The sequence below is a fragment of the Pseudocolwellia sp. AS88 genome, from assembly GCF_030551755.1.
GTDB lineage: Bacteria > Pseudomonadota > Gammaproteobacteria > Enterobacterales > Alteromonadaceae > Pseudocolwellia.
On record NZ_JAUPEC010000005.1, the window covers coordinates 160070 to 184441 of the forward strand.

At 35.1% G+C, this 24372-nt stretch carries 25 protein-coding genes; 19 read left to right on the top strand and 6 right to left on the bottom strand.

What is annotated here, in order from left to right; translation table 11 throughout:
* Positions 1-56: 56 nt before the first annotated feature.
* The 3 genes from Q5N69_RS05680 to Q5N69_RS05690 all read right to left on the bottom strand — a co-directional run bounded on the left by Q5N69_RS05680 (position 57) and on the right by Q5N69_RS05690 (position 3094).
* On the bottom strand, positions 57-1187 hold the full coding sequence (locus tag Q5N69_RS05680; protein ID WP_304367894.1) for a GGDEF domain-containing protein: 1131 nt from the start codon (positions 1185-1187) through the stop codon (positions 57-59).
* Between the two features lie 310 nt (positions 1188-1497).
* Complete coding sequence (locus Q5N69_RS05685; RefSeq protein WP_304367895.1) at positions 1498-2052, bottom strand: carboxymuconolactone decarboxylase family protein; 555 nt, start codon at positions 2050-2052, stop codon at positions 1498-1500.
* 439 nt (positions 2053-2491) lie between these two features.
* On the bottom strand, positions 2492-3094 hold the full coding sequence (locus Q5N69_RS05690) for a TetR/AcrR family transcriptional regulator (protein WP_304367896.1): 603 nt from the start codon (positions 3092-3094) through the stop codon (positions 2492-2494).
* Positions 3095-3220: 126 nt separating this feature from the next.
* On the opposite strand from Q5N69_RS05690, the gene Q5N69_RS05695 reads away from it, so the two are divergent.
* From Q5N69_RS05695 to Q5N69_RS05715, 5 genes are all read left to right on the top strand, one after another.
* Complete coding sequence (locus tag Q5N69_RS05695) at positions 3221-3889, top strand: glutathione S-transferase family protein (protein ID WP_304367897.1); 669 nt, start codon at positions 3221-3223, stop codon at positions 3887-3889.
* A 426-nt stretch (positions 3890-4315) separates the two neighbouring features.
* Entirely contained in the window at positions 4316-5449 is a 1134-nt protein-coding gene (locus Q5N69_RS05700) for a hypothetical protein (protein WP_304367898.1), read from the top strand.
* Between the two features lie 72 nt (positions 5450-5521).
* On the top strand, positions 5522-7660 hold the full coding sequence (ovoA, locus tag Q5N69_RS05705; protein ID WP_304367899.1) for a 5-histidylcysteine sulfoxide synthase: 2139 nt from the start codon (positions 5522-5524) through the stop codon (positions 7658-7660).
* A gap of 235 nt (positions 7661-7895) precedes the next feature.
* Positions 7896-8597, top strand: a complete 702-nt coding sequence (locus Q5N69_RS05710) for a glutathione S-transferase family protein (protein ID WP_304367900.1) — start codon at positions 7896-7898, stop codon at positions 8595-8597.
* Between the two features lie 100 nt (positions 8598-8697).
* Positions 8698-10635 carry an ATP-dependent DNA helicase RecQ gene (locus Q5N69_RS05715; RefSeq protein WP_304367901.1) on the top strand — a complete coding sequence of 646 codons (1938 nt, stop codon included), beginning with the start codon at positions 8698-8700 and terminating at the stop codon, positions 10633-10635.
* Positions 10636-10761: 126 nt separating this feature from the next.
* On the opposite strand, the gene Q5N69_RS05720 is transcribed toward Q5N69_RS05715, so the two are convergent.
* Both Q5N69_RS05720 and ygfZ read right to left on the bottom strand, forming a co-directional pair.
* Complete coding sequence (locus tag Q5N69_RS05720) at positions 10762-11250, bottom strand: peptidylprolyl isomerase (protein WP_304367902.1); 489 nt, start codon at positions 11248-11250, stop codon at positions 10762-10764.
* Between the two features lie 16 nt (positions 11251-11266).
* Complete coding sequence (gene ygfZ / locus Q5N69_RS05725) at positions 11267-12247, bottom strand: tRNA-modifying protein YgfZ (RefSeq protein ID WP_304367903.1); 981 nt, start codon at positions 12245-12247, stop codon at positions 11267-11269.
* Between the two features lie 133 nt (positions 12248-12380).
* Here ygfZ and Q5N69_RS05730 point away from each other — a divergent pair, with 133 nt between their 5' ends.
* Complete coding sequence (locus Q5N69_RS05730) at positions 12381-12632, top strand: succinate dehydrogenase assembly factor 2 (RefSeq protein ID WP_304367904.1); 252 nt, start codon at positions 12381-12383, stop codon at positions 12630-12632.
* Positions 12565-13080 (top strand): protein YgfX, encoded by a 516-nt coding sequence (locus Q5N69_RS18355; RefSeq protein WP_342866513.1) that lies wholly within the window; start codon positions 12565-12567, stop codon positions 13078-13080. Before Q5N69_RS05730 ends, Q5N69_RS18355 begins: the two co-directional genes overlap by 68 nt.
* A gap of 8 nt (positions 13081-13088) precedes the next feature.
* Here Q5N69_RS18355 and nadB read toward each other — a convergent pair whose 3' ends face one another.
* Positions 13089-14687 (bottom strand): L-aspartate oxidase, encoded by a 1599-nt coding sequence (nadB, locus tag Q5N69_RS05740; protein ID WP_304367906.1) that lies wholly within the window; start codon positions 14685-14687, stop codon positions 13089-13091.
* Positions 14688-14904: 217 nt separating this feature from the next.
* Between nadB and rpoE the strand changes: the two genes are divergently transcribed.
* From rpoE to Q5N69_RS05800, 12 genes are all read left to right on the top strand, one after another.
* Entirely contained in the window at positions 14905-15483 is a 579-nt protein-coding gene (gene rpoE, locus Q5N69_RS05745; RefSeq protein WP_304367907.1) for an RNA polymerase sigma factor RpoE, read from the top strand.
* A 40-nt stretch (positions 15484-15523) separates the two neighbouring features.
* Positions 15524-16141, top strand: a complete 618-nt coding sequence (locus tag Q5N69_RS05750; protein ID WP_304367908.1) for a sigma-E factor negative regulatory protein — start codon at positions 15524-15526, stop codon at positions 16139-16141.
* A complete protein-coding gene (locus Q5N69_RS05755) occupies positions 16138-17100 on the top strand; it encodes a MucB/RseB C-terminal domain-containing protein (RefSeq protein WP_304367909.1) in 963 nt (320 codons plus the stop codon). The genes Q5N69_RS05750 and Q5N69_RS05755 overlap by 4 nt, the downstream gene beginning before the upstream one ends.
* The gene (locus tag Q5N69_RS05760) at positions 17100-17567 is read left to right on the top strand and encodes a SoxR reducing system RseC family protein (protein WP_304367910.1); all 468 of its coding nucleotides are present in this window, start codon (positions 17100-17102) and stop codon (positions 17565-17567) included. The genes Q5N69_RS05755 and Q5N69_RS05760 overlap by 1 nt, the downstream gene beginning before the upstream one ends.
* An 87-nt stretch (positions 17568-17654) precedes the next feature.
* The gene (gene lepA / locus Q5N69_RS05765) at positions 17655-19445 is read left to right on the top strand and encodes a translation elongation factor 4 (protein ID WP_304367911.1); all 1791 of its coding nucleotides are present in this window, start codon (positions 17655-17657) and stop codon (positions 19443-19445) included.
* A gap of 31 nt (positions 19446-19476) precedes the next feature.
* Entirely contained in the window at positions 19477-20397 is a 921-nt protein-coding gene (gene lepB / locus Q5N69_RS05770) for a signal peptidase I (protein ID WP_304367912.1), read from the top strand.
* Between the two features lie 3 nt (positions 20398-20400).
* Positions 20401-21078, top strand: coding sequence for a ribonuclease III (gene rnc / locus Q5N69_RS05775; RefSeq protein WP_304367931.1), 678 nt, complete (start codon positions 20401-20403; stop codon positions 21076-21078).
* A gap of 2 nt (positions 21079-21080) precedes the next feature.
* On the top strand, positions 21081-21992 hold the full coding sequence (gene era / locus Q5N69_RS05780; RefSeq protein ID WP_304367913.1) for a GTPase Era: 912 nt from the start codon (positions 21081-21083) through the stop codon (positions 21990-21992).
* Positions 21993-22035: 43 nt separating this feature from the next.
* Entirely contained in the window at positions 22036-22716 is a 681-nt protein-coding gene (gene recO / locus Q5N69_RS05785) for a DNA repair protein RecO (RefSeq protein ID WP_304367914.1), read from the top strand.
* 70 nt (positions 22717-22786) lie between these two features.
* Positions 22787-23524, top strand: coding sequence for a pyridoxine 5'-phosphate synthase (gene pdxJ, locus Q5N69_RS05790; RefSeq protein ID WP_304367915.1), 738 nt, complete (start codon positions 22787-22789; stop codon positions 23522-23524).
* 44 nt (positions 23525-23568) lie between these two features.
* On the top strand, positions 23569-23949 hold the full coding sequence (gene acpS, locus Q5N69_RS05795; protein WP_304367916.1) for a holo-ACP synthase: 381 nt from the start codon (positions 23569-23571) through the stop codon (positions 23947-23949).
* A gap of 164 nt (positions 23950-24113) precedes the next feature.
* Entirely contained in the window at positions 24114-24365 is a 252-nt protein-coding gene (locus tag Q5N69_RS05800; RefSeq protein WP_304367917.1) for a hypothetical protein, read from the top strand.
* Positions 24366-24372 lie beyond the last annotated feature (7 nt).

Below are 24372 nucleotides of genomic sequence, written 5' to 3' on the forward strand. Positions count from 1 at the left end.
AGAACTCAGTATTAATCATAAGTACTGAGTTTTTAGTTTTTAGTTTTTATATCGGGTTAAATATTTTTAATCGTAAACTGATTACGACCATTGTTTTTCGAGATATATAAGCTTTTATCACTGGCTTCTAACATCTCTTCACAACTTGACTTGCTTGTCTTTTTCTTTATAGCGCAGCCTATTGATAAAGTAACGGGTACTTCTTCACACTTTGCTTCTGTGTTGCTTGAATTAGGATGCTGAGTTTTTATATTTTCTAAAGCGCTTAATTTGTTGCATATACTTTCAACTTTATCTTGAGAAGTATCAAATAGAATTACAGCCATTTCATCTCCTCCAATTCTAAAGCAATAATCACAAGGACGATGAGTTTCTTGTTTAATAAAAGTTGCTATGTTTTGTAAAACCAAATCGCCAGCTGTATGTCCAAATTTATCATTAATTGATTTGAAATGATCAACATCTATAAGCAGCAAAGCTAAATTACAGTCGTTTCGTTCTGATAATTGTAGAAGTCTTTTAAATTGCTCTTTAAAGAAGCGTCGATTAAATAGAGTAGTGAGCGCGTCTGTAATTGAGTCTTCATGTAACTTTTTAATTAAGTAAAAGTTCTCAATTAATATTTTTTGAGAGGAGTTACTTATAAGTAAGAAAAGTAAGGTAATCGAAAAGAAGATAATGATCGAGAAATATAATACAGGGTTATTTAATCCCATAAAATAATGGGAGATACCGTACAAAACAATAATGATGGCGGAAGCCATACCGGCTTTAAATACAGGGATAACTAATAATAAACAACCAAGCATGATAATTAATAAAAGACCTATTTCGGTATAATTAATATCGTGTAATAGAGCGAAATAATGGATCACATTATGATTAATTCCCGCACCAATAAAAACCGTTAAGAGAAGAGGAACGTGAGTTAATATGGATTTTGGCGGAGAAAACCAAAATAAGTAGTTTAAAATGAGCAAAGGTATCATTACTAAACTGGTGCGCGATAACATAATTAAGTAACAAGCTTCAGGCGGAAATCTATAAAAATCTAAAGCGGTAACGGTTAAACATATAAACAGCGATATTAATAAAGACCATTGTCTTAATCTGAGGCAATGCTTCATTAAAAATGATTCTAATGAAGATGAATGTTCATATGTTTGTATAACTTGCTCTGCATTCATTTGCTAGCCTGTAGATTTTTTATTTTTTGAAACAGCCTAACCTTTGCACAATACAACAAAGCAATATATTTAAGTCGCCTTTGTTGAGGTTGTGAGTATGAGCTTTGTATAGTAATCCTTATTCAGTATAAGGTTTATTTAAGTAAGAAGGGAGGATTTTTGTTAATAATTAATCATAACTGAGTTGGTTTTAATGAGGCTATTCGAGCTGAGGTTGTCCTTGAGTCTTTTCTTATGTATTGATTTTGATTAAGGAAGGGTATTGAAGCCTATAATACTAATTGTAGGCTTCAATATCTTTTTATAAAGACTACTTGGCTTTAGTCCAAGCAAAATCTTTAAATGGTGCATCTACGGGGGTATTAGCAATGTGATTGCTGTAGTTACTAATAACTTTTTGAGATAAAGCTAAAATGATTTCTAACACTTGTTGCTCGCCATATCCAGCAGCATAAAAAGCAGCTAACTCTTCTTCAGATACATGACCACGGTTACGAACAATAATGAGTGTCATATCAAGTAATGCTTGTAATTTAGCTGTTGGCATCGCTTCTTGGTTACGTAAGGCTTCAGTTAGTGCAGGATCTACCTTCATAGAATGAGCAATACCAGTATGAGCTGGAACACAGTAGTTACAGCCATGCTCTACATTGATTGCCTGCCAAACAACAGTTAATTCTTCTGCATCAAATGATGATTCAGTAAATAGCTTATGCAAAACTTGATACGCTTCAAGTATTTGTGGAGAGCTTGCTAAAACGCCATGTAAGTTTGGAAGCATGCCAAAAGCTTTAACTGAACCTTCTAAAAGTGGCTTGCTGCCTTCAGGTGCTGATTCAATAGTGTGTATTGTTAATGTAGTCATTTTTGTTCCTTAATTCATCGTGAATTTAATATTCGATAGATAATCAATTCTATAAACTGATATGTTTTTTGTACCAGTTGGTATATTTTGTTGTGTTTATTGTACCGATGGGTATTTTAAAGTCAACACTCATTGAATTAAAATAACTAGGTATTTAGATTTACATATCAAATATGTTTTTTAGTTGTTTATAATCAGTTGGTTATGTTTTTATGTAAAAGTAGGTTTGATGCAGGGACAAGATGTTAAACAAAGGTAGTTGATAAGTTATAGAGGAAAGGGCGTTTAAGCTTAGGGGATTATGAAAGAGCCAAAGCGGGTTTTAGCAAGACTCAACTAACGTCTGATCTAACTTAAGTTAAATCAAATATGTTTAGGCTCAGTATATGATCTTTAAACTTAAAGGATTAATAGTTTTCAGTATTATTTGCAAAGGGCATTAATGAATTTTAATACCCTCAATAATTGCATTTAAACCATATTCCAGTTGAGACTTATCAATGCCAGAACGTGCCATAGAAGCGGTTCCTTTTAAAAAGGTATATAGACTTAAGGCATTAGCTTGGGAGTTTTTATTCAGCTCTAAAGTAATCGATTCTTCATCATCTTCAAATAATTTACAGTACATTTGAAGTGGAATTAAATCTGCTTCTTTAAGCAGTTGCTCGGCTTTTTCAGGTATATCACCGCTAACCAACTCCGATTGACAAAAAGTTAAAAAGCACCCTTTAGCTTGCTCCGGATCACATTGCATAGTCACAATCGACATCATGTGATTTTTCAAGCGTTGCTTTAATGGAATACCTTCTTGAAAAAGAAGTTCAACATGAGGGGTTAATTTGGTTTCAATATAACATTGAGTTGCTTTAATAAATAACGCTTCTTTATTACCAAAAGCGCTATACATACTTGGTTTATTAATACCCATACGTGTGGTTAAGTCAGTTAGAGAAGCTCCAACATAACCTTTTTGCCAGAAGACATTCATCGCAGCGTTTAACGCAGTTTTTTCATCAAATAACTTTTTTCTACCGCTAGCCACAACTATTCCTATTTCACGTATAAATAATTGACATATTGTACCTAGCGGTATAGTTTTGGTCAAATCTTACTTATGAGCATAAAAATAAATAACTCGAATAAAGAGTTAACTAAATAAGAGGTTTACATGATTGAACTTTACACAGCAGCCACGCCTAATGGTTTCAAAATTTCTATTGCGCTTGAAGAAATGGGACTTAAATATAAAGTCCATTCACTTGATCTTGCCGCACTAGACCAGAAGAAACCTGAATTTTTAGCGATTAATCCTAATGGACGTATTCCGGCCATTATTGATCGTGATAATGATGATTTTGTGGTTTTTGAAACAGGTGCCATTTTAATGTACCTTGCTGAAAAAACAGGTAAATTTATCCCTGAAGATCCCAAAGGGTATTACCAAGTCATTCAATGGCTTATGTTTCAGATGAGTGGTGTTGGTCCTATGATGGGTCAAGCTAATGTATTTTACCGTTATTTCCCCGAGAAAGTACCAGCAGCGATAGAACGTTATCAAAAAGAAGGGCGTAGATTATTAGAAGTTATGAATACTCAACTTGGTAATAATCGCTATTTAGCTGGAGACGAATACAGCATTGCCGATATATCCGCTTGGCCTTGGGTACGTAAATATGACTGGAGTGGTATTAGTATTGAAGGTTTAGATCATTTGAAGCGGTGGATTGATGAATTAGCTGAACGACCTGCGTGCCAACGAGGAGTTTTAGTTCCCCCTCCTTCACATTTAACAGATGAAGAACGTGCCATTCAAGTAAGAACTATGATCACAAAATAAATAAACTAGTTAACCTCAGCCCAAGATAACGAATGTAACAGTACTCAATAAAATAGCTTATTGAGTAACTTTGTTTATGCTGAGCTGAGGTTGTTTATTTTTAAGAGAGCTAGTTTAAAAATAATAACTTTATGGCTAAATTAACCTGCGAAGATTTATCCACCAGTCACTCTCCAACCCCTGTATTTATTAAGTATTAATACTAAGCTCAATATCTATTGAGCAAATATAAAAATATATTTAGAAATTTATAGCGGAGTTTATTGATCCCTATTACTTTATAATGGGTATATATGTCTGTTGAATAGAATCATAAACTTTCTCATGATTCTTGTTGTTATATCTATGATTTAAAAACTGTTTATTATTTCATTCAATATAAAAATTTAATTAGCAATAGAGCAAAAATCTTTATGAGAATTCATCATGTTAACGGTTGATAACGTTGCAATACAAGCTATCAAACTACTACAAGTTTATATTGAACATTTAGGGTTTAAGCCATTAATCCATTTTGAATTAGAAGGTTGTTTTCAGCGCGCCTCAGAAAAAAACTCTCAACTTTTAGACTATTCAATTATTAATAAGCAGTTGATCGCTTTAAATATTGATGGGCAAGTGATACCTGAATACTGGTCTAATCAATGGGAATACATTTCATTATTCAATGGTCAGTCTCCTTTAAAAGAAGCACATAACTTGACTAAAGCAATAGAAAAGCTGCCGACGCTTTTTGCTTTACAAGGATTTAATAAAACGTTAATCAAACCTGTTGTTTGGTCTGGAGATACCGGAAAGCTAGTGCAAGGCAGTAAAGACATTTTCACAACCGATCAGCGCGCGGTGCATATTCCTAATGCTATACAGATGAACATAAGTGCAATTGATCAAAAACGTACTAATATTATTCCTCATCACTACTTTGGTGAATATTTACAACAATGTTTTCTTCGCTCAAGTTTAGCCTGCTCTTTATTATATCTACCTGAAGAAGAGGCGTTTGAACGATTAAAGCTCAGAGATCAATATGGCTTGTATGAAGAATTATGTTCTCCTAATGATATCTCAGGTGGTCATCAAGGCAGTATCGCACTCTATAAAAAAGTAGGAAAACACAATCAGCCTATGGGAGAAGAGCCTTTATTATATGATCACAATAATAATGTCATGCTTTCAACTTATGATTGGGAGAAAACAGCACGAGTAGAACATCGCTTAGGTGCTTCGAGTGTCTACTATAATGCTTATGCTAATGTAGTTTTTGGTTTGTTAAATCTAGCTGACGCGCTAGAAGCTTATACTCAAAATAATTGTCAGCAGATGACTTTAGAAAATATGGATTTTGGCTTACTCCCTGAGTCTTTATATGATCGAGACCATAAAAAAGGTGCCCTTAGTTTATTCATTGAAAACGATTGGTTTAGTAACTCTTTGAATAAATTTGAAATAAAAGTGAACAAAATATTGTCTACTACGTATAGGGTTAATGAAGGGATAGGCGATAAGCTAAAATCTGAGATAGTAAAAACTTATCAACAAGCCATCATCATTAAAAAATAGCATCAAAAAATAGTACCAATAAATTTATATACAAATTATATAAAAAATTAAAATAATCCAAGAACATAATTTATGAATACAATGTTGCAACAACTTAAAACGCCGCTACTTGATGGTACAAGCATAGAAAGTAAGCGCGAAGAAATTAAACTATATTTCCAAAATACATGGCAAACGTATGAGTCGTTGTTCTCTCAAATAAATAAAGACGAAGCGTACTTTTTGAAGCCTGAAAGACTTAGACATCCTCTAATTTTTTATTATGGGCACACAGCTACTTTTTTTATTAATAAACTAATTTTGGGTAAATATCTTCATCAAAGACTCGATCAGCGTATTGAATCTGTATGTGCGGTTGGCGTAGATGAAATGAGTTGGGATGATTTAAATACCGAAAATTACAATTGGCCAACGGTTACAGAGGTAAATGAATACAGAGATTCTGTGTATTCACTTATGATTAATCTGATTGATACTATGGAGCTAACATTACCTATTTCACAAGACTCACTTGCTTGGATTGTATTAATGGGTTGTGAGCATGAACGTATTCATTTAGAAACCTCTTCAGTTATTATGAGAATGTTACCTCTTGAGTTTTTAACACCAATAGAAGAATGGCAGCCTTGTAAGCAACACGGTCAAGCACCGGTAAATCAATTAATTCCGTTATCAAAAAAACAGCTTGTTTTAGGTAAGAAAGATGAAGATAAAACATATGGCTGGGATAATGAATACGGTGAGTTATCAGTTGCAGTTGATGATTTTAATGCATCTAAATTCTTAGTTACCAACGAAGAGTTTTTAGGTTTTATTAAAGCCGGAGGTTATCAAAAATTAACATATTGGACTGAAGAAGGTCAGAAATGGTTGTCATTCAAAAAAGCAACTATGCCTGTTTTCTGGTTTGAAAAAGAAGGTGAATATTATCAACGTAATTTGGCGTCAGTTATGCCATTACCTCTTAATTGGCCTGCAGAAGTAAATTATTTAGAAGCCAAAGCTTTTTGTCATTGGAAAAGTGAACAAACAGGTAAGTTTATTCGCTTACCTACTGAAGCTGAATGGTACCGACTGCGTGAAGAGTTAAGTGGCGATATTGTACAATGGGAGAAATCTCCAGGTAATATCAATTTAGAATCTTTTGCATCATCTTCTCCTGTTGATCTTTTTCAAAATGAAGAAACTGAATTTAAAGACATTATTGGAAATGTATGGCAATGGACAGAATCAGCGATTGATGGTTTCAATGGTTTTAATGTTCATCCTCTTTACGATGACTTTTCAACACCAACTTTTGATGGAAAACATAATCTGATTAAAGGTGGTTCTTGGATCTCAACAGGCAACGAAGCGATTAAATCTTCACGTTATGCTTTCAGACGACACTTTACCCAACATGCTGGTTTTCGTTATATCGAAAGTCAAAATGAAGATATACCAACAACAAGTGTTAACCTTTATGAAACTGATAGTGTTGTTTGTCAACAACTTGAGAGCCATTATGGTGAAGAGTATTTAAACTTTACTAATTATCCCAAAAAGGTAGCTTATGCTGTTATTGACTCAGTATCTCACTACCAAGAAAAATCAACAGACAGTATTAAATGTTTAGATTTAGGTTGTAGTGTTGGGCGAACATCTTTCGAACTCTCTACTGCTTTTAAACATGTTGATGGTGTAGATTTTTCTGCACGTTATATTCAACATGGCGTTCAATTACAAAATAATGAAAACGTAAGATACACAGTGAAGAATGAAGGCGAAATAGTTGAATTTAAAGAAGTCTCTTTAGCCAAGTTATCATTAGCACCTAAAGAAACTGATGGCACTATTCATTTTAGCCAAGGTGATGCAGCTAACTTAAAAGCTAAGTATGCACATTACGATGTTATTTTAGCTCAACATGTATTAGAGCAAAGTTATGATCCTGCCCTGTTCTTAGCGTCAGTGCATGAACGTTTAAATGAAAATGGACTGTTAATTGTAGCGTCTGATTATCATTTTGATGAAAGCATAACAGCTAAAAATAAATGGATTGGTGGGATCAAAGTGAACGGTGAAAATGTTACCGGTTTTGATGGCTTAACTGAGCAATTAAGCCATCATTTTATTTTACTTGAAGAGCAAACTATTCCTCGAGTATTGTTAAATAATCAACGTGAATTTATTGTATCTAACATCCACTATACGGTTTGGAAGAAAAAATAGTTATCGCTAGTTTGTATTAGGATACTATCGATTATATATCGATAGTATCTGCTCTTATTTTTATGGTTAATAAATCATTACCTACCTGATTTTCTAAAGATCCCTCAGCTCAGCTCACTTTAATTATCTATCACATCTTATCGAATTAAAGAGGCGAGTAAGCTACACTGCTCTACTATAGGTTTTTCGCTGATTGTTATTTACTGATTCATAGTATTAATGGAGTGTTATTTAGATGGTTACTTTATATAGTTTTGGTCCTGGTTTTGGTGTGATGGATGCAAGCCCATTCGTGGTTAAAGTCGATTTATATTTACGTATTGCTAAATTAGAATACGATGTAAAGGCAGGAACTAAGTATTTAAAAGCCTCTCCAAAAGGTAAACTTCCCTTCATTAAAGATGACAATCAAAATATTGGAGATTCGTCTTTTATTATCGAATACTTAGATAAAAAATATGATGTAAATATGGATGCTTTCTTAACTGCAGAGCAAAAGGCAATGGCCCACCTCTTTACCAAGTCAGTAGAAGAAAGTTTATATTGGTGCTTAGTTTATTCGAGATGGGCTGATGACACTGTATGGGAAATATCTAAAGCAAAATTCTTTGCTGGCGTACCGTTTCTTGTTAAAGGTTTAGCATCAAGTTTGATCCGCAAAAAAGTGGTTAAAAATTTATACGGTCAAGGTATTAGTCGTCATAGCCACCAAGAAGTTTTATCTATCGCAGATCAAACCCTTAATGCTTTATCAAACGTGTTAGGTGATAAAGACTACTTTTTTGGCGATAAAATATCGAGTTTTGATGCAACGGCTTATTCGGTATTGTGTCAGTTTTTAGTGGTAGATTACGACAGTGACTTTAACCAACTAGCCAAAAAATATGATAATTTAGATGCTTTCTGTCAGCGTATTAAAGCACTTTATTATTCTTAAAAAGTAGCAAACAAAAGCAAACCATTATTAGCTAAAATAAAAGATTAACGTGTTGAGCATTTTATCCTAAATTTTAGCTTTTTATTATCAAGGATATTCTTTGCAATTATTATCTAGTTTAAAACAAGTTTTTGGTTTTGATTCTTTCCGAGAAGGGCAAGAACAAACTGTAAGACAATTGATTGCAGGGCAATCCTCTCTTGCTATATTTCCCACGGGTTCAGGCAAGTCACTTTGTTATCAGTTAAGTGCATTACATTTACCTCATTTAACTTTGGTTGTATCGCCTTTGCTGGCGTTAATTAAAGATCAATTATCATTTTTAGCAAGTAAAGGCATACCTGCTGCTAGCATTGATTCATCGTTAAGTGCAGAGCAACACCAACAAGTTATTCAAGATGTAAAGGCCGGAAAGATAAAGATTTTAATGGTGTCGGTTGAGCGTTTTAAAAACGAACGTTTTAGGCAGTTTATTTCTTCGGTTGCTATTTCACAGTTAGTGGTAGACGAAGCTCATTGTATTTCTGAGTGGGGACATAACTTTCGACCAGATTACTTGAAATTGCCGGCTTATAAAAATGAGCTGAATATCCCACAAGTGTTATTACTTACAGCGACAGCGACAGCTAAAGTAAAACGAGATATGGCAGCTAAATTTAATATTCAGCCAGATCATATAGTACAAACAGGTTTTTATCGCCCCAATTTAAACTTGTCTGTAGTACCCGTTGAACAGCAAAATAAAAATGCTGAATTACTTAATACAATAAACCAACAAAGTGGTAGCGGTATTGTATATGTAACATTGCAACATACTGCAGAAATAGTGGCTCAGTTTTTACAGCAGCAAGGTGTTAATGCTCAGGCTTATCATGCGGGGTTTGCCGACGATAAAAAACAAGATATTCAGCAGCGCTTTATGAATGGCAATATTCCTGTAATGGTTGCCACTATCGCTTTTGGTATGGGGATTGATAAGTCAGATATTCGCTTTGTTGTACATTACGATTTACCTAAATCAATCGAGAATTACAGTCAAGAAATAGGCAGAGCAGGGCGGGACAAACAAGCGTCTAATTGTATTACGCTAGCAAATTTAGATAGTTTACATACCCTTGAAAACTTTGTTTATGGCGATACCCCAACATTAAATAGTATTGAATTACTACTCGAAAATATAAAAAAAGAAAGTCAGTTCAATCAGTGGGAAGTACAAATATCAGGATTGTCTAACGAAACCAATATTCGTCAGTTACCTTTAAAAACTCTTTTGGTTCAACTCGAACTGATGGGATTATTAACGTCTAAACATGCTTACTTTGCTGAGTTTAAATATAAATTCTTAGCTGAAGAAAATGCTATTTTGGCTATGTTTGAAGGCGAACGAAAAACCTTCGTTCAAGCTATTTTCGGTAATACAAAGTTTAAGAAAATTTGGGGTGAACCTGATTTTCTTTCTTTGCAGCAACAATATCAATGTGAGCGCTCTCGAGTAGTTACCGCTTTAGATTATCTCAATGAAAAGCAATTAATCGAACTACAAACAAAGCGCATGACCGAGGTTTACCAAGTTTCACTAGAACAACTCAACTCGGCTGATTTAGCCCAACAAATATTTAACTACTTTACTGATAAAGAACAAAGTGAGATTAATCGGATTGCGGCTTTAATTCGTTTCTTCGAGCTAGATCGATGTTTAAGCCGAAACCTGTCTTTATATTTTGATGACAAGAACAGCCCTGAGCATTGCCAACACTGCTCAGTATGCTTAGGTCATATTGCTAAGTTAAGTTATTCGTCAGAAGCTATTTGGCCTGATGACGACGATATAAGCGCAGCTTGTAAGGGCTTAACTCAACATTTACAGTCAGCGGGTATTTCAGGACTACCTATTAGTATTTATTGTCAGTTTCTAGTGGGATTAACAGTGCCTATGTTTACTAAACATAAAGTGAAGAAATTACAGGGCTTCGCCTTGTGTGAGGCATTAAAATACGGAGATGTGAAACGTAAAGTTCAAGCCTTGAATGTGATTTAGCTCTGGAAGTTTAATATATATAAAATAATATGTTGCTAGCAAAGCAATAGATGAGAAAAAAGCCCTGTTATTAAATAACAGGGCTTTATAAATTAAATCTAGTTTTAGCTCGTTAGCAAAAACTGATTAGTGAGAATGGCCACAACCGCCTTCACCATGAACATGTCCATGCTCAAGTTCATCTGCTGTAGCATCACGTATTTCTAATACTTCAACGTCAAATTTTAAATCCATACCTGAAAGAGGGTGGTTACCATCAACAGTAATTGTATCTTCTGTCATATCTACAACGATAACTGTTTGCTCACCTTCATCAGTTGTTGCTCTAAGTTGAGCACCAACAGCTAGATCTTCAATATCGGCAAACATTTCTTTAGGTACTGTTTGAACGTAGTCGTCAAAACGTTCGCCATAACCTTTTTCAGGAGGTACAGTTACTTCAAACTTATCACCTACTTCATGTCCATCTAATGCTTCTTCTAACCCAGGGATTAAATAGCCTGTGCCAAAGATAATTGATAATGGTTCGTGATCGTAAGAGCTATCAATTAATGTATCGTCTGAAGTAGATACTGAATAATGGATAACGGCGACTTTGTTTGCAGTAATTTTCATAATAATGTCTGAGTGATCAGTCCTGAGTAGTTAAAGAATAAGGTAACGTTTGTAAATGTAATTCGCCATCGGCAGCGTCTTTGATACGAAGATTTGTATTTTCGTCTGTATCGCTTGCTAATACCGCTTGTAGATAATATTCGCCATTATCAGCAGTGTAGCTTGCTAATAAATCACCAGCTTTACGCCAGTTCTCACCAAGTTGTTTTTCTATAATGCTTTGGTCATCAATAAGTGAAGCCTTTTGACCTTTTAAACAGTATAAAGCACGTTTGTTTTTGCCTAAATACTGCATTCTTGCGACAGTTTCTTGGCCTAAATAACAGCCTTTGGTGAAGCTAATGGCATCAACTGCTTGCAAGTTTAGCATCTGTGGTACGTAATCTGAAATAGCAGAGTCACTTAAAGTTGGAAAGCCTTCAGTTATTTCTAATAGATCCCAAACTTTATAAGTATAGGTAGCTATATTAAGTTTACTTGCAAAATCACTAACCTTATCTTCATTATCAATAATTAAATAGCGAGGTGTTTTTCCGGCTATATAAACAATAGTCGTTGTACCATCAGTTTCAACAGGGGATGATTCAGATGGTAAAGCTGATAAATGTTTTGTTAACATTGCTCCAGCTTCAGCACCACATACCGCTAAATAAGTTAAATCTTCAACTGCTTCAATCGTTACTTTAGCAAATACACCAAACTTTTTAAGCTCAGCTAAAGAGGCTTGAACGGTAGTTTTTGGTTGTATTAGTAAGTTGGCAGAATCTCTTAGTATTAAACGGAACACTGAAAATACTTTACCTTTAGCATCGCAATGAGAGCCATTAAGTAAACTATGTTCGTTTACAGCATTTACATCACAAGTTACTTGCCCTTGTAGATATTTATTTTGCTCTTCACCAGAAAGTGAAATAGCAGCTAGGTTATCAAGCTTAATAGCAAAAACGTTAGGTAGTTGCTCAAAGGTAGGTAAGGATTGATCTAATGTTATTGTCATTTTATAAGGCATATTTTGCATAGAATATTAGTTTAATTAATGAGGTCATTTGAAAAAAATACAAGCTTATATTGCCGAAATTGTTAGAATAGCGACATATCGTTACTTTTACTTTTAATTTTACTGGTGCTGTATGACCCTTATAGATAATAAACCGAGATTAAGATGGGCGTGTCGTCGAGGTATGTTAGAACTTGATCTTTTATTCTTACCATTTGTAGACCAAGCTTATGATGATCTTTCTGAAGACGAAAAAGCTATTTTTGAACGTTTACTAGTTTGCCAAGATCCTGAGTTGTTTGCTTGGTTTATGGGACATGAACAATGTGAAGACAAAGAACTTAACTCAATGGTCCAACTTATACTCAAACGAATTAAGCTTTAAGTTAAAAATATACTCGTCAATATTACCGCGAATTATTGTTATTGCTGTTATCTATTTATTAACAGTTACTGTGGCGAGTATATTAATATTTGAATTTAACTCTTTTTTTGCGCAATTCCTTTTTGTAGCAGCAATTATGTTAATTATTGTTGTTATTAGTTTATATCGCTCTCAATTTTCTAAAAGACGAGAACAACCTTGTTATTTTCTTAAAGAGGTTACATTACTTCCAAAGGGGGTTGTTGAAATAGATGATAATCAGTATCAAATGCATCTTAATAGTCGAATTGGCTTACTAGGTTGTTGGTTATGCTTAGCGCAAAAAGATGGCAGTAAAGTAAAAATTAAAACACTCTTTATTTTTAGGTCGAGTGTTTCTCAGTATCATTATTCTCAATTATGTAGAGTGATCAAAAGAAATACTTCTGACCACTCTATAACTCAGTAATGATTAAATTAATGTTTGGTAGGTGTTAAAATTGTAGTTTTAATTTCACTACTTAGTTCTGGATAATCTAAGGTGTAATGAAGTCCACGACTTTCTTTACGCTCCATCGCACTCTTAATAATTAACTCCGCAACCTGTACTAAATTACGTAATTCTAATAAATTATTGCTCACTCTAAAGTTCTGATAGTATTCATCAATTTCACGTTGTAGTAACTCAACTCTATGTAGAGCACGCTCTAAACGTTTAGTTGTTCTAACAATACCAACATAATCCCACATAAATAAACGTAGCTCGTGCCAATTATGTTGTATGACTACTTCTTCGTCAGAATCCGTTACTCGGCTGTCATCCCAAGCGGGGAGTGCTAAATATTTAACTTCTCGTTTTAAGGTTTTTTCTATGTCTTGAGCTGCGCCACGTGCAAACACTAAGCATTCAAGTAAAGAGTTACTCGCTAATCTATTGGCTCCATGCAATCCGGTGTATGCAACTTCACCAATAGCGTATAAATTTTCTAAGTCAGTTTTTCCTTGTTTATTTATCATGACACCACCACAAGTGTAATGAGCGGCAGGAACAATAGGGATAGGTTGTTTAGTTATATCTATACCAAGGGCTAATGTTTTTTTATAAATAGTAGGGAAATGTTGTTTAATAAAATCGTCTGGTCTGTGACTAATATCTAAATACATACAGTCAGCCCCTAAACGCTTCATCTCATAATCTATCGCTCGGGCAACAATGTCACGTGGAGCTAATTCTGCACGTTCATCAAAGCTAGGCATAAAACGACTACCGTCTGGGCGTCTTAATAGTGCACCTTCGCCTCTTAGAGCTTCAGTTAATAAAAATGTGCCAGCTTCAGCGTGAAATAAACAAGTAGGATGGAATTGATTAAATTCCATATTTGCCACACGACAACCAGCTCGCCAAGCCATAGCAATACCATCACCACTAGCAACATCTGGGTTAGAGGTATATTGGTACACCTTGCTTGCTCCACCCGTCGCTAAAATAATTTTCTGAGCAGAAATACTTTCAACCTTTTCAGTATTTCTGTTCCAAATATAAGCACCGATACACTCTTGCTTATTGTTGTTATCGGTTTTTGTAATTAAGTCGATAGCATTGTAGCGTTCAAATAAACGTATTCTATTATTGTTTTTAATTTGATCTACTAGTGTGGTTTGAATGGCTTTGCCAGTAGCATCTGTTGCGTGCAAAATTCTACGGTGGCTGTGACCACCTTCACGAGTTAAATGATATTTTACTTCGCTTCCGGTAGATTCTTCTTTGTCAAAGTTTACACCTTGGCCAATTAACCACTCCATGCATTCTTTCGCATTTTCCGCGGTATAACGAACAGCGTCTTCGTCGCATAAGCCAGCACCTGCGATTAGAGTATCTGCTACATGAGATTCAATATTATCATTCTCGTCAAATACTGCAGCAACTCCACCTTGCGCATAATAGGTGGAACCTTCATTCACTCGTGACTTACTGAGAACAACAACATCAGCATTTTTAGATAAATGTAATGCAAGTGATAAGCCTGCTGCTCCACTTCCAATAATTAATACGTCACAGTTGTGTTGTTTGTTCATAAAATTCTAATATTGCTGTATTATATATACAAAGATATTAACTTTTATTCATTGTCTAGAACAGTAAAAATAAAGGCTTATAGCGCAATTCTTTAATTTATTGTTAATTTATTTATTTTTATTTCGAACTTTTTCATATTAGGGCAGTCCTAATTTATACGTTTGCCATGAGCCAGATGTTAAAGAAGTTAAGTATTATTTAGGAGATAGGGCTCGAATGGGTGAACAAAACGTTGACCAACAGTTGGTTGTACGAGTACAAAGTGGTGATAAACATGCCTTTAATTTGCTGGTAACTAAATACCAACATAAAGTAGCAAGTTTAGTTTCACGCTATGTTAGAAACCAAAGTGATGTGCCCGATATAGTACAAGAAGCTTTTATTAAAGCGTATCGAGCATTACCTAACTTTAGAGGCGATAGTGCCTTTTATACTTGGCTTTATCGTATTGCTGTAAACTGTGCAAAAAACCATCTTGTAGCAACTGGACGTAAACCACCAAGTTCAGATGTTGAAATTGAAGATGCAGAGATTTATGATAGTGGAGATGCATTAAGAGAAAACGCGTCTCCTGAAAAATTACTATTAACAAACGAAATTAAGAAAGTAGTATTTAATACAATTGAGCAGTTACCTGAAGATTTACGCACAGCGATAAATTTAAGGGAGCTTGAAGGTTTAAGTTACGAAGAAATAGCCGTTATTATGGAATGTCCTGTTGGTACAGTTCGTTCAAGAATATTTAGAGCACGAGATGCTGTAGATAAAAAAATACGACCATTACTTCAGAGTTAAGTAACTATTTTAGTTACAACGCTAATTTTAAGGTGTATGTATGAGTGAAAGTAAGTTTGAGACAGTGTCATCTTTAGTTGATAATTATAGTCATGAAGATGAATCTTTTGATGAAATAATCAAAGATAGTGAATTGTCTGATACTTGGGGTCGTTATCAATTGATGGGTGACATCATGAGAGACGATGTTCCTGAAACATTACAGTTAGACCTTGCAGACAAAATTTCTGCGGCAATTGAAAATGAGCCAACTGTATTAGCTCCAAAAAATACAGCGAAAAAAGAAACTGGATTTAAAGCTCGTGTTGTGAGTTTTGTTAAGCCATTTGGGCAATTAGCTATTGCAGCTTCTGCTGCTGGTTTAATGGTGTTAGGTGTTCAACAAAATAATGTTGCTCAAACCGATGATGCCGCGCCAATTCAAAATATTCAAACAAGTGCATTTGTTGGTATAGCTGAACCTGTTAGCTTTAACTATCAACAGCCATCTCAAAAATCTCAAAAAGAAGCTTACATTGAACAACAACGTCGTTTACAAGCTTTACTTGTTGATCATAAACAACAAATTAAATTAACAGCTGTAACCGCAGCTAAAGATGAAGTTGCAACTGAGCTAGAAAACACTCCAAACAATAAGGTTGAAAACCTGCCTAAATGAGAATATTAGCATGCGTACTATTGCTGAGTACTAGTTTTACAGCAATCGCCGCAGAGGTAGAGCAAGCATCAACTTGGCTTAGCTCTTTATCTCAATCTTTAAAAACGCGTAATTTTAGTACCTCATTTGTGGTTATTAAAAACAACCACGCTGAACCTTATCATTGGTTTCATGGGGTTGATGAAGAAGGTAATGAGCTAGAAATTTTATCCTTACTTAATGGACCTCGAAGAGACGTATTAAGAAGAAATGAAATTGTAAGTTATATTGAACCTGAACTGCCTCCTTATTCTGTTAAAACATACCAAATTAGTGGACCAATTCCAGCTATCCTTAGTGGTGATATCTCTACTTTACAAGAAAACTACGATTTTATTTCATTAGGAAAAAGTCGTGTATTAGGTCGTTCATCGCAAGTAATTCGTATTGTTTCTAAAGATCCTAATCGTTATGGCTATCGATTATGGATAGATCAAGAGTCAGGCATGCTTCTTAAAATGTCTTTAATTACTCATCAAGGTATCGTGCTAGAACAAGTACAGTTTACCCATTTAGAATTTTCTCAGGGTTTGCCTGAATCTTTAAAAATCTTAAAAACTTCTGAATTACCTGCTGTTGTTGAAGTTCCTGAAGCTGCACCTGAAAGTGAGTTACGTTGGAACATTAACTGGTTACCGAGCGGATTTGAAAAAATCAGAGCGAACCATCATCAATTAACCATTACTAAACAAGCAACAGAATTTATGCTTTTCTCTGATGGTTTAGTGGATATTTCGGTTTATATTAATAAAGCTCCCGTTAATAACCGAGAAGCTGAATTTGTAATGAATGGTGCAACAGGTGTTTTCAACCAGGTATCAAATGGTGTTGAAGTGAGTGTTGTAGGTAAAATTCCATTAATTACAGCGCAAAGTATTGCTGATTCAGTTAGTTTTATACCGAATAAGAACATACCATAATGGAAGAGTTGGCAACGGTTGTTCATGTTGATAACAATACCGTATCTATAATGAGTGAGGTTAAGTCTGCTTGCTCGGGTTGTCAGCAAGTTGATAACTGTGGAAGCGGACAAGTTGCCAAAGCTTTTCCTACTAAAAAATTATCGTTAACCTTAGAAAGTGATTTACCTCTTAAAGTTGGGGATACTGTTGTGCTTGGACTTTCAGATGCTTGTTTACTGCAAAGTGCTTGGCAAGTATATTTATTTCCACTTATCGGTTTAATTTCTTTTGCTGGTGTAGGGCAGTATTTTATCAGTAATGGTATGCTACCTCATGAATTGTTTGGCGTGGTGTTATCAGCGTTAGGCGGTTATTTAGGTTATTCTTTAGCAAAAAACAAACAATCTTCTTCTAAAAATAAAGCCAGATTAACACCGAAAATTTTACGTATTCTTACAGAAAGAATTACTGTAATTGAAAGTTAATTGAGTATAAAGATAGCCCCCGTACGCTAAATTCGTTAAAATCCCGCTATTGTTAATTTTATAATTGTTGTACTTGAACCTCCATCTATGAAAAATATCCGAAATTTCTCGATAATAGCCCATATCGACCATGGTAAATCTACGCTTTCTGATCGTCTAATCCAGCACTGTGGTGGATTGCAAGATCGTGAAATGTCTGCACAGGTTCTTGACTCAATGGACATTGAACGTGAACGCGGTATTACTATCAAAGCACAAAGTGTAACTTTAGACTATAAAGCTAAAGACGGTGAAACTTACCAACTTAACTTTATCGACACGCCTGGTCATGTTGATTTCTCTTATGAAGTATCTCGCTCTCTAGCTTCTTGTGAAGGTGCTTTATTGGTTGTAGATGCTGGTCAAGGTGTTGAAGCTCAAACCGTTGCTAACTGTTATACAGCGATAGAAATGGAACTCGAAGTTATTCCAATTCTAAATAAAATTGATTTACCTCAAGCAGATCCAGACCGTGTTTCTGAAGAAATTGAAGATATTATCGGTATTGATGCAACAGGTGCTGTGCAATGTTCAGCTAAAACAGGTATTGGTATTGAAGATGTTTTAGAAACCATTGTTGCTAATATTCCACCGCCAGTAGGCGAAAGAGACGCACCATTACAAGCGCTTATTATCGACTCATGGTTTGATAATTACCAAGGTGTTGTATCTTTAGTTCGTGTGATGAATGGTGAAGTTAAAAAAGGCGATAAAATGGTGGTTATGTCTACAGGACAAGTTCACCTTATCGACAAAGTTGGTATATTCACGCCGAAGCAAACAGATACTGGAATTCTTAGAACCGGTGAAGTTGGTTTTATTATTGCTGGTATTAAAGAAATTCATGGTGCACCAGTAGGTGATACCATCACAATTTCTAAAAAAGAAGCGGCTTCACAACTTCCTGGCTTCAAGAAAGTACAACCACAAGTTTATGCAGGTATTTTTCCTGTTAGTTCAGAAGACTATGAGAACTTCCGTGATGCGCTAAATAAATTAAGCTTAAACGATGCCTCGTTACTTTTTGAACCTGAGAATTCATCCGCATTAGGTTTTGGTTTCCGTATAGGTTTCCTTGGCATGCTCCATATGGAGATTGTTCAAGAGCGTTTAGAGCGTGAATACAACCTAGACCTAATAACGACAGCGCCTACCGTAAATTATGAAATTGCGTGTACCAATGGTGATGTATTATCGATTGATAATCCAAGTGATTTACCAGCAATCAATAATATTGAAGAAATTCGTGAGCCTATCGTTCAAGCAAATATCTTAGTACCACAAGAGCATTTAGGTAATGTTATTACTTTATGTATTGAAAAGCGTGGTGTGCAAAAAGACATTATATATCATGGTAATCAAGTAGCCGTAACTTACGAGTTGCCTATGGCTGAAGTGGTAATGGATTTCTTTGATAAACTGAAATCTACCAGCCGTGGTTATGCTTCTTTAGATTATAACTTTGTACGTTTTGAGCCTGCAGATATGGTAAGGGTTGATGTAATGATCAACGGTGATCGCGTTGATGCGTTAGCTATGATCACTCATAGATCTCATTCAATATCACGTGGTCGTATGTTAGTTGAAAAGCTTAAAGAGCTGATCCACAGACAAATGTTCGACATCGCGATTCAAGCTGCTATCGGTAACAACGTTATCGCACGAACAACCGTAAAACAATTACGCAAAAACGTAACAGCAAAATGTTACGGTGGTGATATTTCACGTAAGAAGAAATTATTACAGAAACAAAAAGACGGTAAAAAACGTATGAAACAGGTTGGTAATGTTGAAATACCGCAAGAAGCATTTTTATCAGTATTGAAATTAGAAAATTAGTTTCAGTTAAACAAGACAAAACGGAATCTATATGGCAGTTTATTTTTCTATATTTTTAGTAGCGATAACGTTACTAACAGGGATTGTTTGGTTAGCAAATAAATTCTATTTAGCACCAAAACGTGTATTAAAATTAGAGAATGCACAAGCACAATGTGAAGGTGAACTAGATGCAGCGACTAAAGCTTCATTACTAGAGCCTTCAGCAACAGTTGATACAGCAGTGCAAATTTTCCCTGTTATTGCTTTTGTGTTGATACTACGCTCTTTTTTATACGAACCATTTCAGATCCCTTCAGGATCTATGATGCCGACATTACTTGATGGCGATTTCATCTTAGTAAATAAATTCAATTATGGTTTACGCGATCCTGTGGTTCGTCATAAATTTGTTGAAATAAATTTACCTGAGCGTGGCGATGTTGTGGTGTTCAAATACCCAGTAGAGCCAGAGATTGACTACATTAAGCGTGTTATTGGTTTGCCTGGTGATCGTATTATTTATCGTAATAAATCGCTATACATTAAACCTGTATGTAAGCCAGCAGATAAAGCCTGTTCTGATTTTGAACAAGTGGTACAAACCTTTAGACCTGAAGATTCTACACCTGACGGCTCATATGGTTTAAGTCGTTACACCTCTGAAATGCCTAATAAGACGCATGATATTTTAATTAATAACAATATTATTGCGCGTACGCCTCATTATTATAAACAAGCAAGTACACAGCGTGATGAGTTTGTGGTACCTGAAGGTCAATATTTTGTAATGGGTGACAACCGAGATAATAGTTTAGATAGTCGTTTTTGGGGCTTTGTTCCTGAAGAAAACTTGGTTGGTGAAGCTGTTGCTATTTGGATGAGTTTTACCTTTGGTAGAGAGCAAGACAGTATTTTACCTCATTGGATCCCTACAGGGGTTAGATTTGAACGTTTAGGTGGAATAAATTAATTGATCAAAAATACACCTATTACACTTGCAGCTTTATCTAAGCGCATTGGATACAAGTTCAATGATCAAGATATATTATTGCAAGCATTAACCCATAGAAGCGCTAAAGGTTTACACAACGAACGTTTAGAGTTTTTAGGTGATTCCATTTTAGGTTTTGTTATCGCTGAAGTGTTATTTAATAAATTTCCTAAGCATGACGAAGGTGATTTAACTCGCATGCGATCGAGCTTAGTTAAAGGCGTTACTCTAGCTAAACTTGGTCGACATTTTAAGTTAGGCGAACACCTAATATTAGGTGCTGGCGAGCTAAAGAGTGGTGGACATAAACGAGATTCAATTCTTGAAGACGCTGTTGAAGCTATTATTGGCGCAGTGTATTTAGATTCAGACCAAGAAACTTGTAAAGCTTTAATACTTAGTTGGTTTGATCATCACTTAGATATAATAAAACCTGGTAATGAGCAAAAAGATCCCAAAACACGTTTGCAAGAATATCTACAAGGTAAAAAAATACCACTTCCTGAATATGAAGTGATAGAAGTTACAGGGCAATCACATAACCAACAATTTACAGTGAAGTGTATAACCAGTGTAATAGACACAGAAGTTATCGCTAAAGGCACTAGCCGACGCAAGGCTGAACAATCAGCTGCTCAACAAGTATTGGACTTAATTTAAAAATGACAACAGAAATGAAACATTGTGGACTAATTGCTATTGTCGGTCGTCCAAACGTTGGTAAATCAACCTTATTAAATAGTTTGTTGGGCCAGAAGATTAGTATTACTTCTAAAAAACCTCAAACAACACGTCATCGTATTTTAGGTATTCTTACTGAAGAGACTAAACAAGCGGTATTGGTAGATACTCCTGGTTTACATACTGACGAAAAACGTGCCATTAACCGTTTGATGAACCGAGCTGCAAGTAGTTCAATAGCTGAAGTTGAGCTTATTGTATTCTTAGTAGAAGGTACACATTGGACAACTGATGACGAGCTTGTATTAAGTAAAATTAAGAAAAGTGGCGCACCTTGCGTATTAGTTGTTAACAAAATTGATAACGTTCAAAACAAAGAAGAATTACTTCCACATTTGCAAAAGTTAGGCGCTAAGCATGACTTTCAAAATATTATCCCTATTTCAGCAAGTAAAGGCGATAACGTAGATAAAATCCATGACTTATGTATGAGTTCATTACCTGAAGGTGACTTTTGGTTTCCTGAAGATTACATAACAGATCGCTCAAGTCGTTTTATGGCGTCTGAAATTATCAGAGAGAAGTTAATTCGTTTTACTGGTGATGAACTGCCTTATTCTACGACTGTTGAAATAGAGCAGTTTAAGATGGATGAGAAAGGCGTATATCACATTAATGCTCTGATTCTAGTTGAGCGCGAAACGCAAAAAAGAATGGTTATTGGTAATAAAGGCGCAAGACTTAAAACCATAGGGCAAGAAGCTCGTCGTGATATGGAAGCTTTATTTGGCCAACAAGTATTTTTAGAAACTTGGGTAAAAGTTAAATCTGGCTGGGCTGATGATGAAAGAGCCTTACGTAGTTTAGGTTACGGCGATGATTACTCGGGCTAGAAACCTAAAGTAAAATCAAAGCTAAACAATTATAAGTGTATCGATGGAAGCAACTGAACAAGAAGCCTTTATTCTTCATAGCAAGCCTTTTAAAGATAACCAATTAATTGTCGACCTACTCACTGAGCAAAGTGGTAAAGTTTCAGCTGTTGTTTACACAGGTAAAACACAAAAATCTAATAAAAAAGGGCTGCTACAGCCTTTTTTGCCCTTACAAGTTGTACTAAAGGGTAAAGGGCAGCTTAAGAATTTAAGTCGAATAGAAACCAGCCAACGCTCCTATCCTTTATCGGGTAATTATGTATTTTGTGGTTTTTACCTTAATGAGTTGTTAATTAAATTACTGGGCGAGCATATAGAATGTCCTGAGCTTTTTTATCAATATAAAATGAGTTTACAAAGCTTAGCGGAACAACAACCTGTTGAACAAAACTTACGTTCGTTTGAAATGACTTTGTTAGATGAATTAGGACAAAGTTTTGACTTTAGTGACGTATTCGAATCGCAAGAAAACTATTTTTACTACATACTAGAAGAAGGTTTTGTTCCTGTTCTTAGTAAATTAAATATACCAAAATACAGCCGTGAACATTTGCTCGCTATTGCTGAAGAACGTCTTGAAGATGAAAGGGTATTAAGAACATTTAAATTACTTATGCGGCAAGTTATTAATAATTTACTGGGCGGTAAGCCCCTTAATAGCAGGAAGCTTTTTACGCGATAAGTTGTTAGCTGTTATAAAAGAATTTAAAAAGAATTTTCAAATATAAGAAAGTATAAAAGAAGAGCCAATTATGAATGATATTTTACTAGGCGTTAACGTTGACCATATTGCCACTTTAAGACAAGCCCGAGGCACAAACTTTCCAGATCCTGTATACGCAGCAACTGTTGCTGAACATGCCGGTGCTGATGGTATTACAGTACATTTGCGTGAAGATAGACGTCATATTCAAGACCGAGACATTCATGTACTTAAGCAAACCTTAAATACACGTATGAATTTAGAAATGGCTGTTACTGATGAAATGTTAGATATTGCTTGTGATGTAAAACCTGTTTTTTGTTGTTTAGTACCAGAGAAACGTGAAGAATTAACAACAGAAGGTGGCTTAGATGTTGTGGGCCAGCTTGATAAAATTACAAAGGCTGTTAGCCGCTTATCAGCTGTTGGTACTCAAACGAGTTTATTTATTGATGCTGACATAAAACAAATTGATGCAGCTATTGCAACTAAAGCTCCTTATATTGAAATTCATACCGGGCATTACGCTGATGCAACTAATGAAGAAGAACAATTAGCTGAGCTAGCAAGGCTGACTAAAGGTATTCAATATGCTCATAGTAAAGGCTTAAAAGTAAATGCGGGCCATGGTTTAAACTATTTTAATGTTAAACCTATCGCAGCTATTCCTGAAATAATAGAACTTAATATTGGTCATAGTATTATTGCTCGTGCAGTTATAGACGGCTTAGATAAAGCGATCAGAGATATGAAACGCCTTATGTTAGAAGCTCGTGGGCTTAAGTAAAATATAACTACCGTAAAACGTAGAACCGCTGTTGAAGGTAGAAGATGTCAGTTATTGGTATTGGAACAGATATTGTAGAAATTAATAGAATTACTAGCATGTCAGAGCAAGTGCTTAATCGCCTTGCTTTACGTGTTTTAACTGACACTGAATACAAACATTATAAAACAATAAAACAACCAGAACGTTATCTAGCAAAAAGGTGGGCTGGTAAAGAAGCTTTATCTAAAGCTTTAGGAACAGGTATCGCGCAAGGTGTGTCTTTTAAACATATCGAAATTCAAACTTTAGCATCAGGTCAACCGACTTTAAGTTTAACCAACAAAGCATTAGAAGTAGCCCAGTCATTAGGCGCAACTAAGTGGCACATTACTTTATCTGATGAAGTAAATTACGCGACAGCTTTCGTTGTATTGTCAATTTAACCGCTTCTTATTTCTTTTCAAATCCTACTCTATCTATAAGTTCCACTGCAAATTCCATTGTTGTTACCTAATTTTACATATAAAGTACTATTTTCTTAACTGTTCTTATTTTTTGGGTCTATACTTTATGTACTGTATTTTTTTATGGATAGTGGAGTGTACTTATGGAACTCCTAAAACCACCTATGGTTGATAGACGTGGGGATAACCCAGAAACATCTGTTTGGTGGGATAAGTTAACATTAGCTCAAAAGTTTTCGGCGAGTAGCCTAGGTAAATTTGGCTATGAGTTAGTATGCATTCGAAATATCGAAGGCGAAGGTGTTGCTATTCTTGAATGTAATGGTGGCGTTGCCACTATATCTGCAGAAGGTGAAATAAATGCAGGTGCTCAAATAAAGTTGAGAGAGGATTAGACAAACT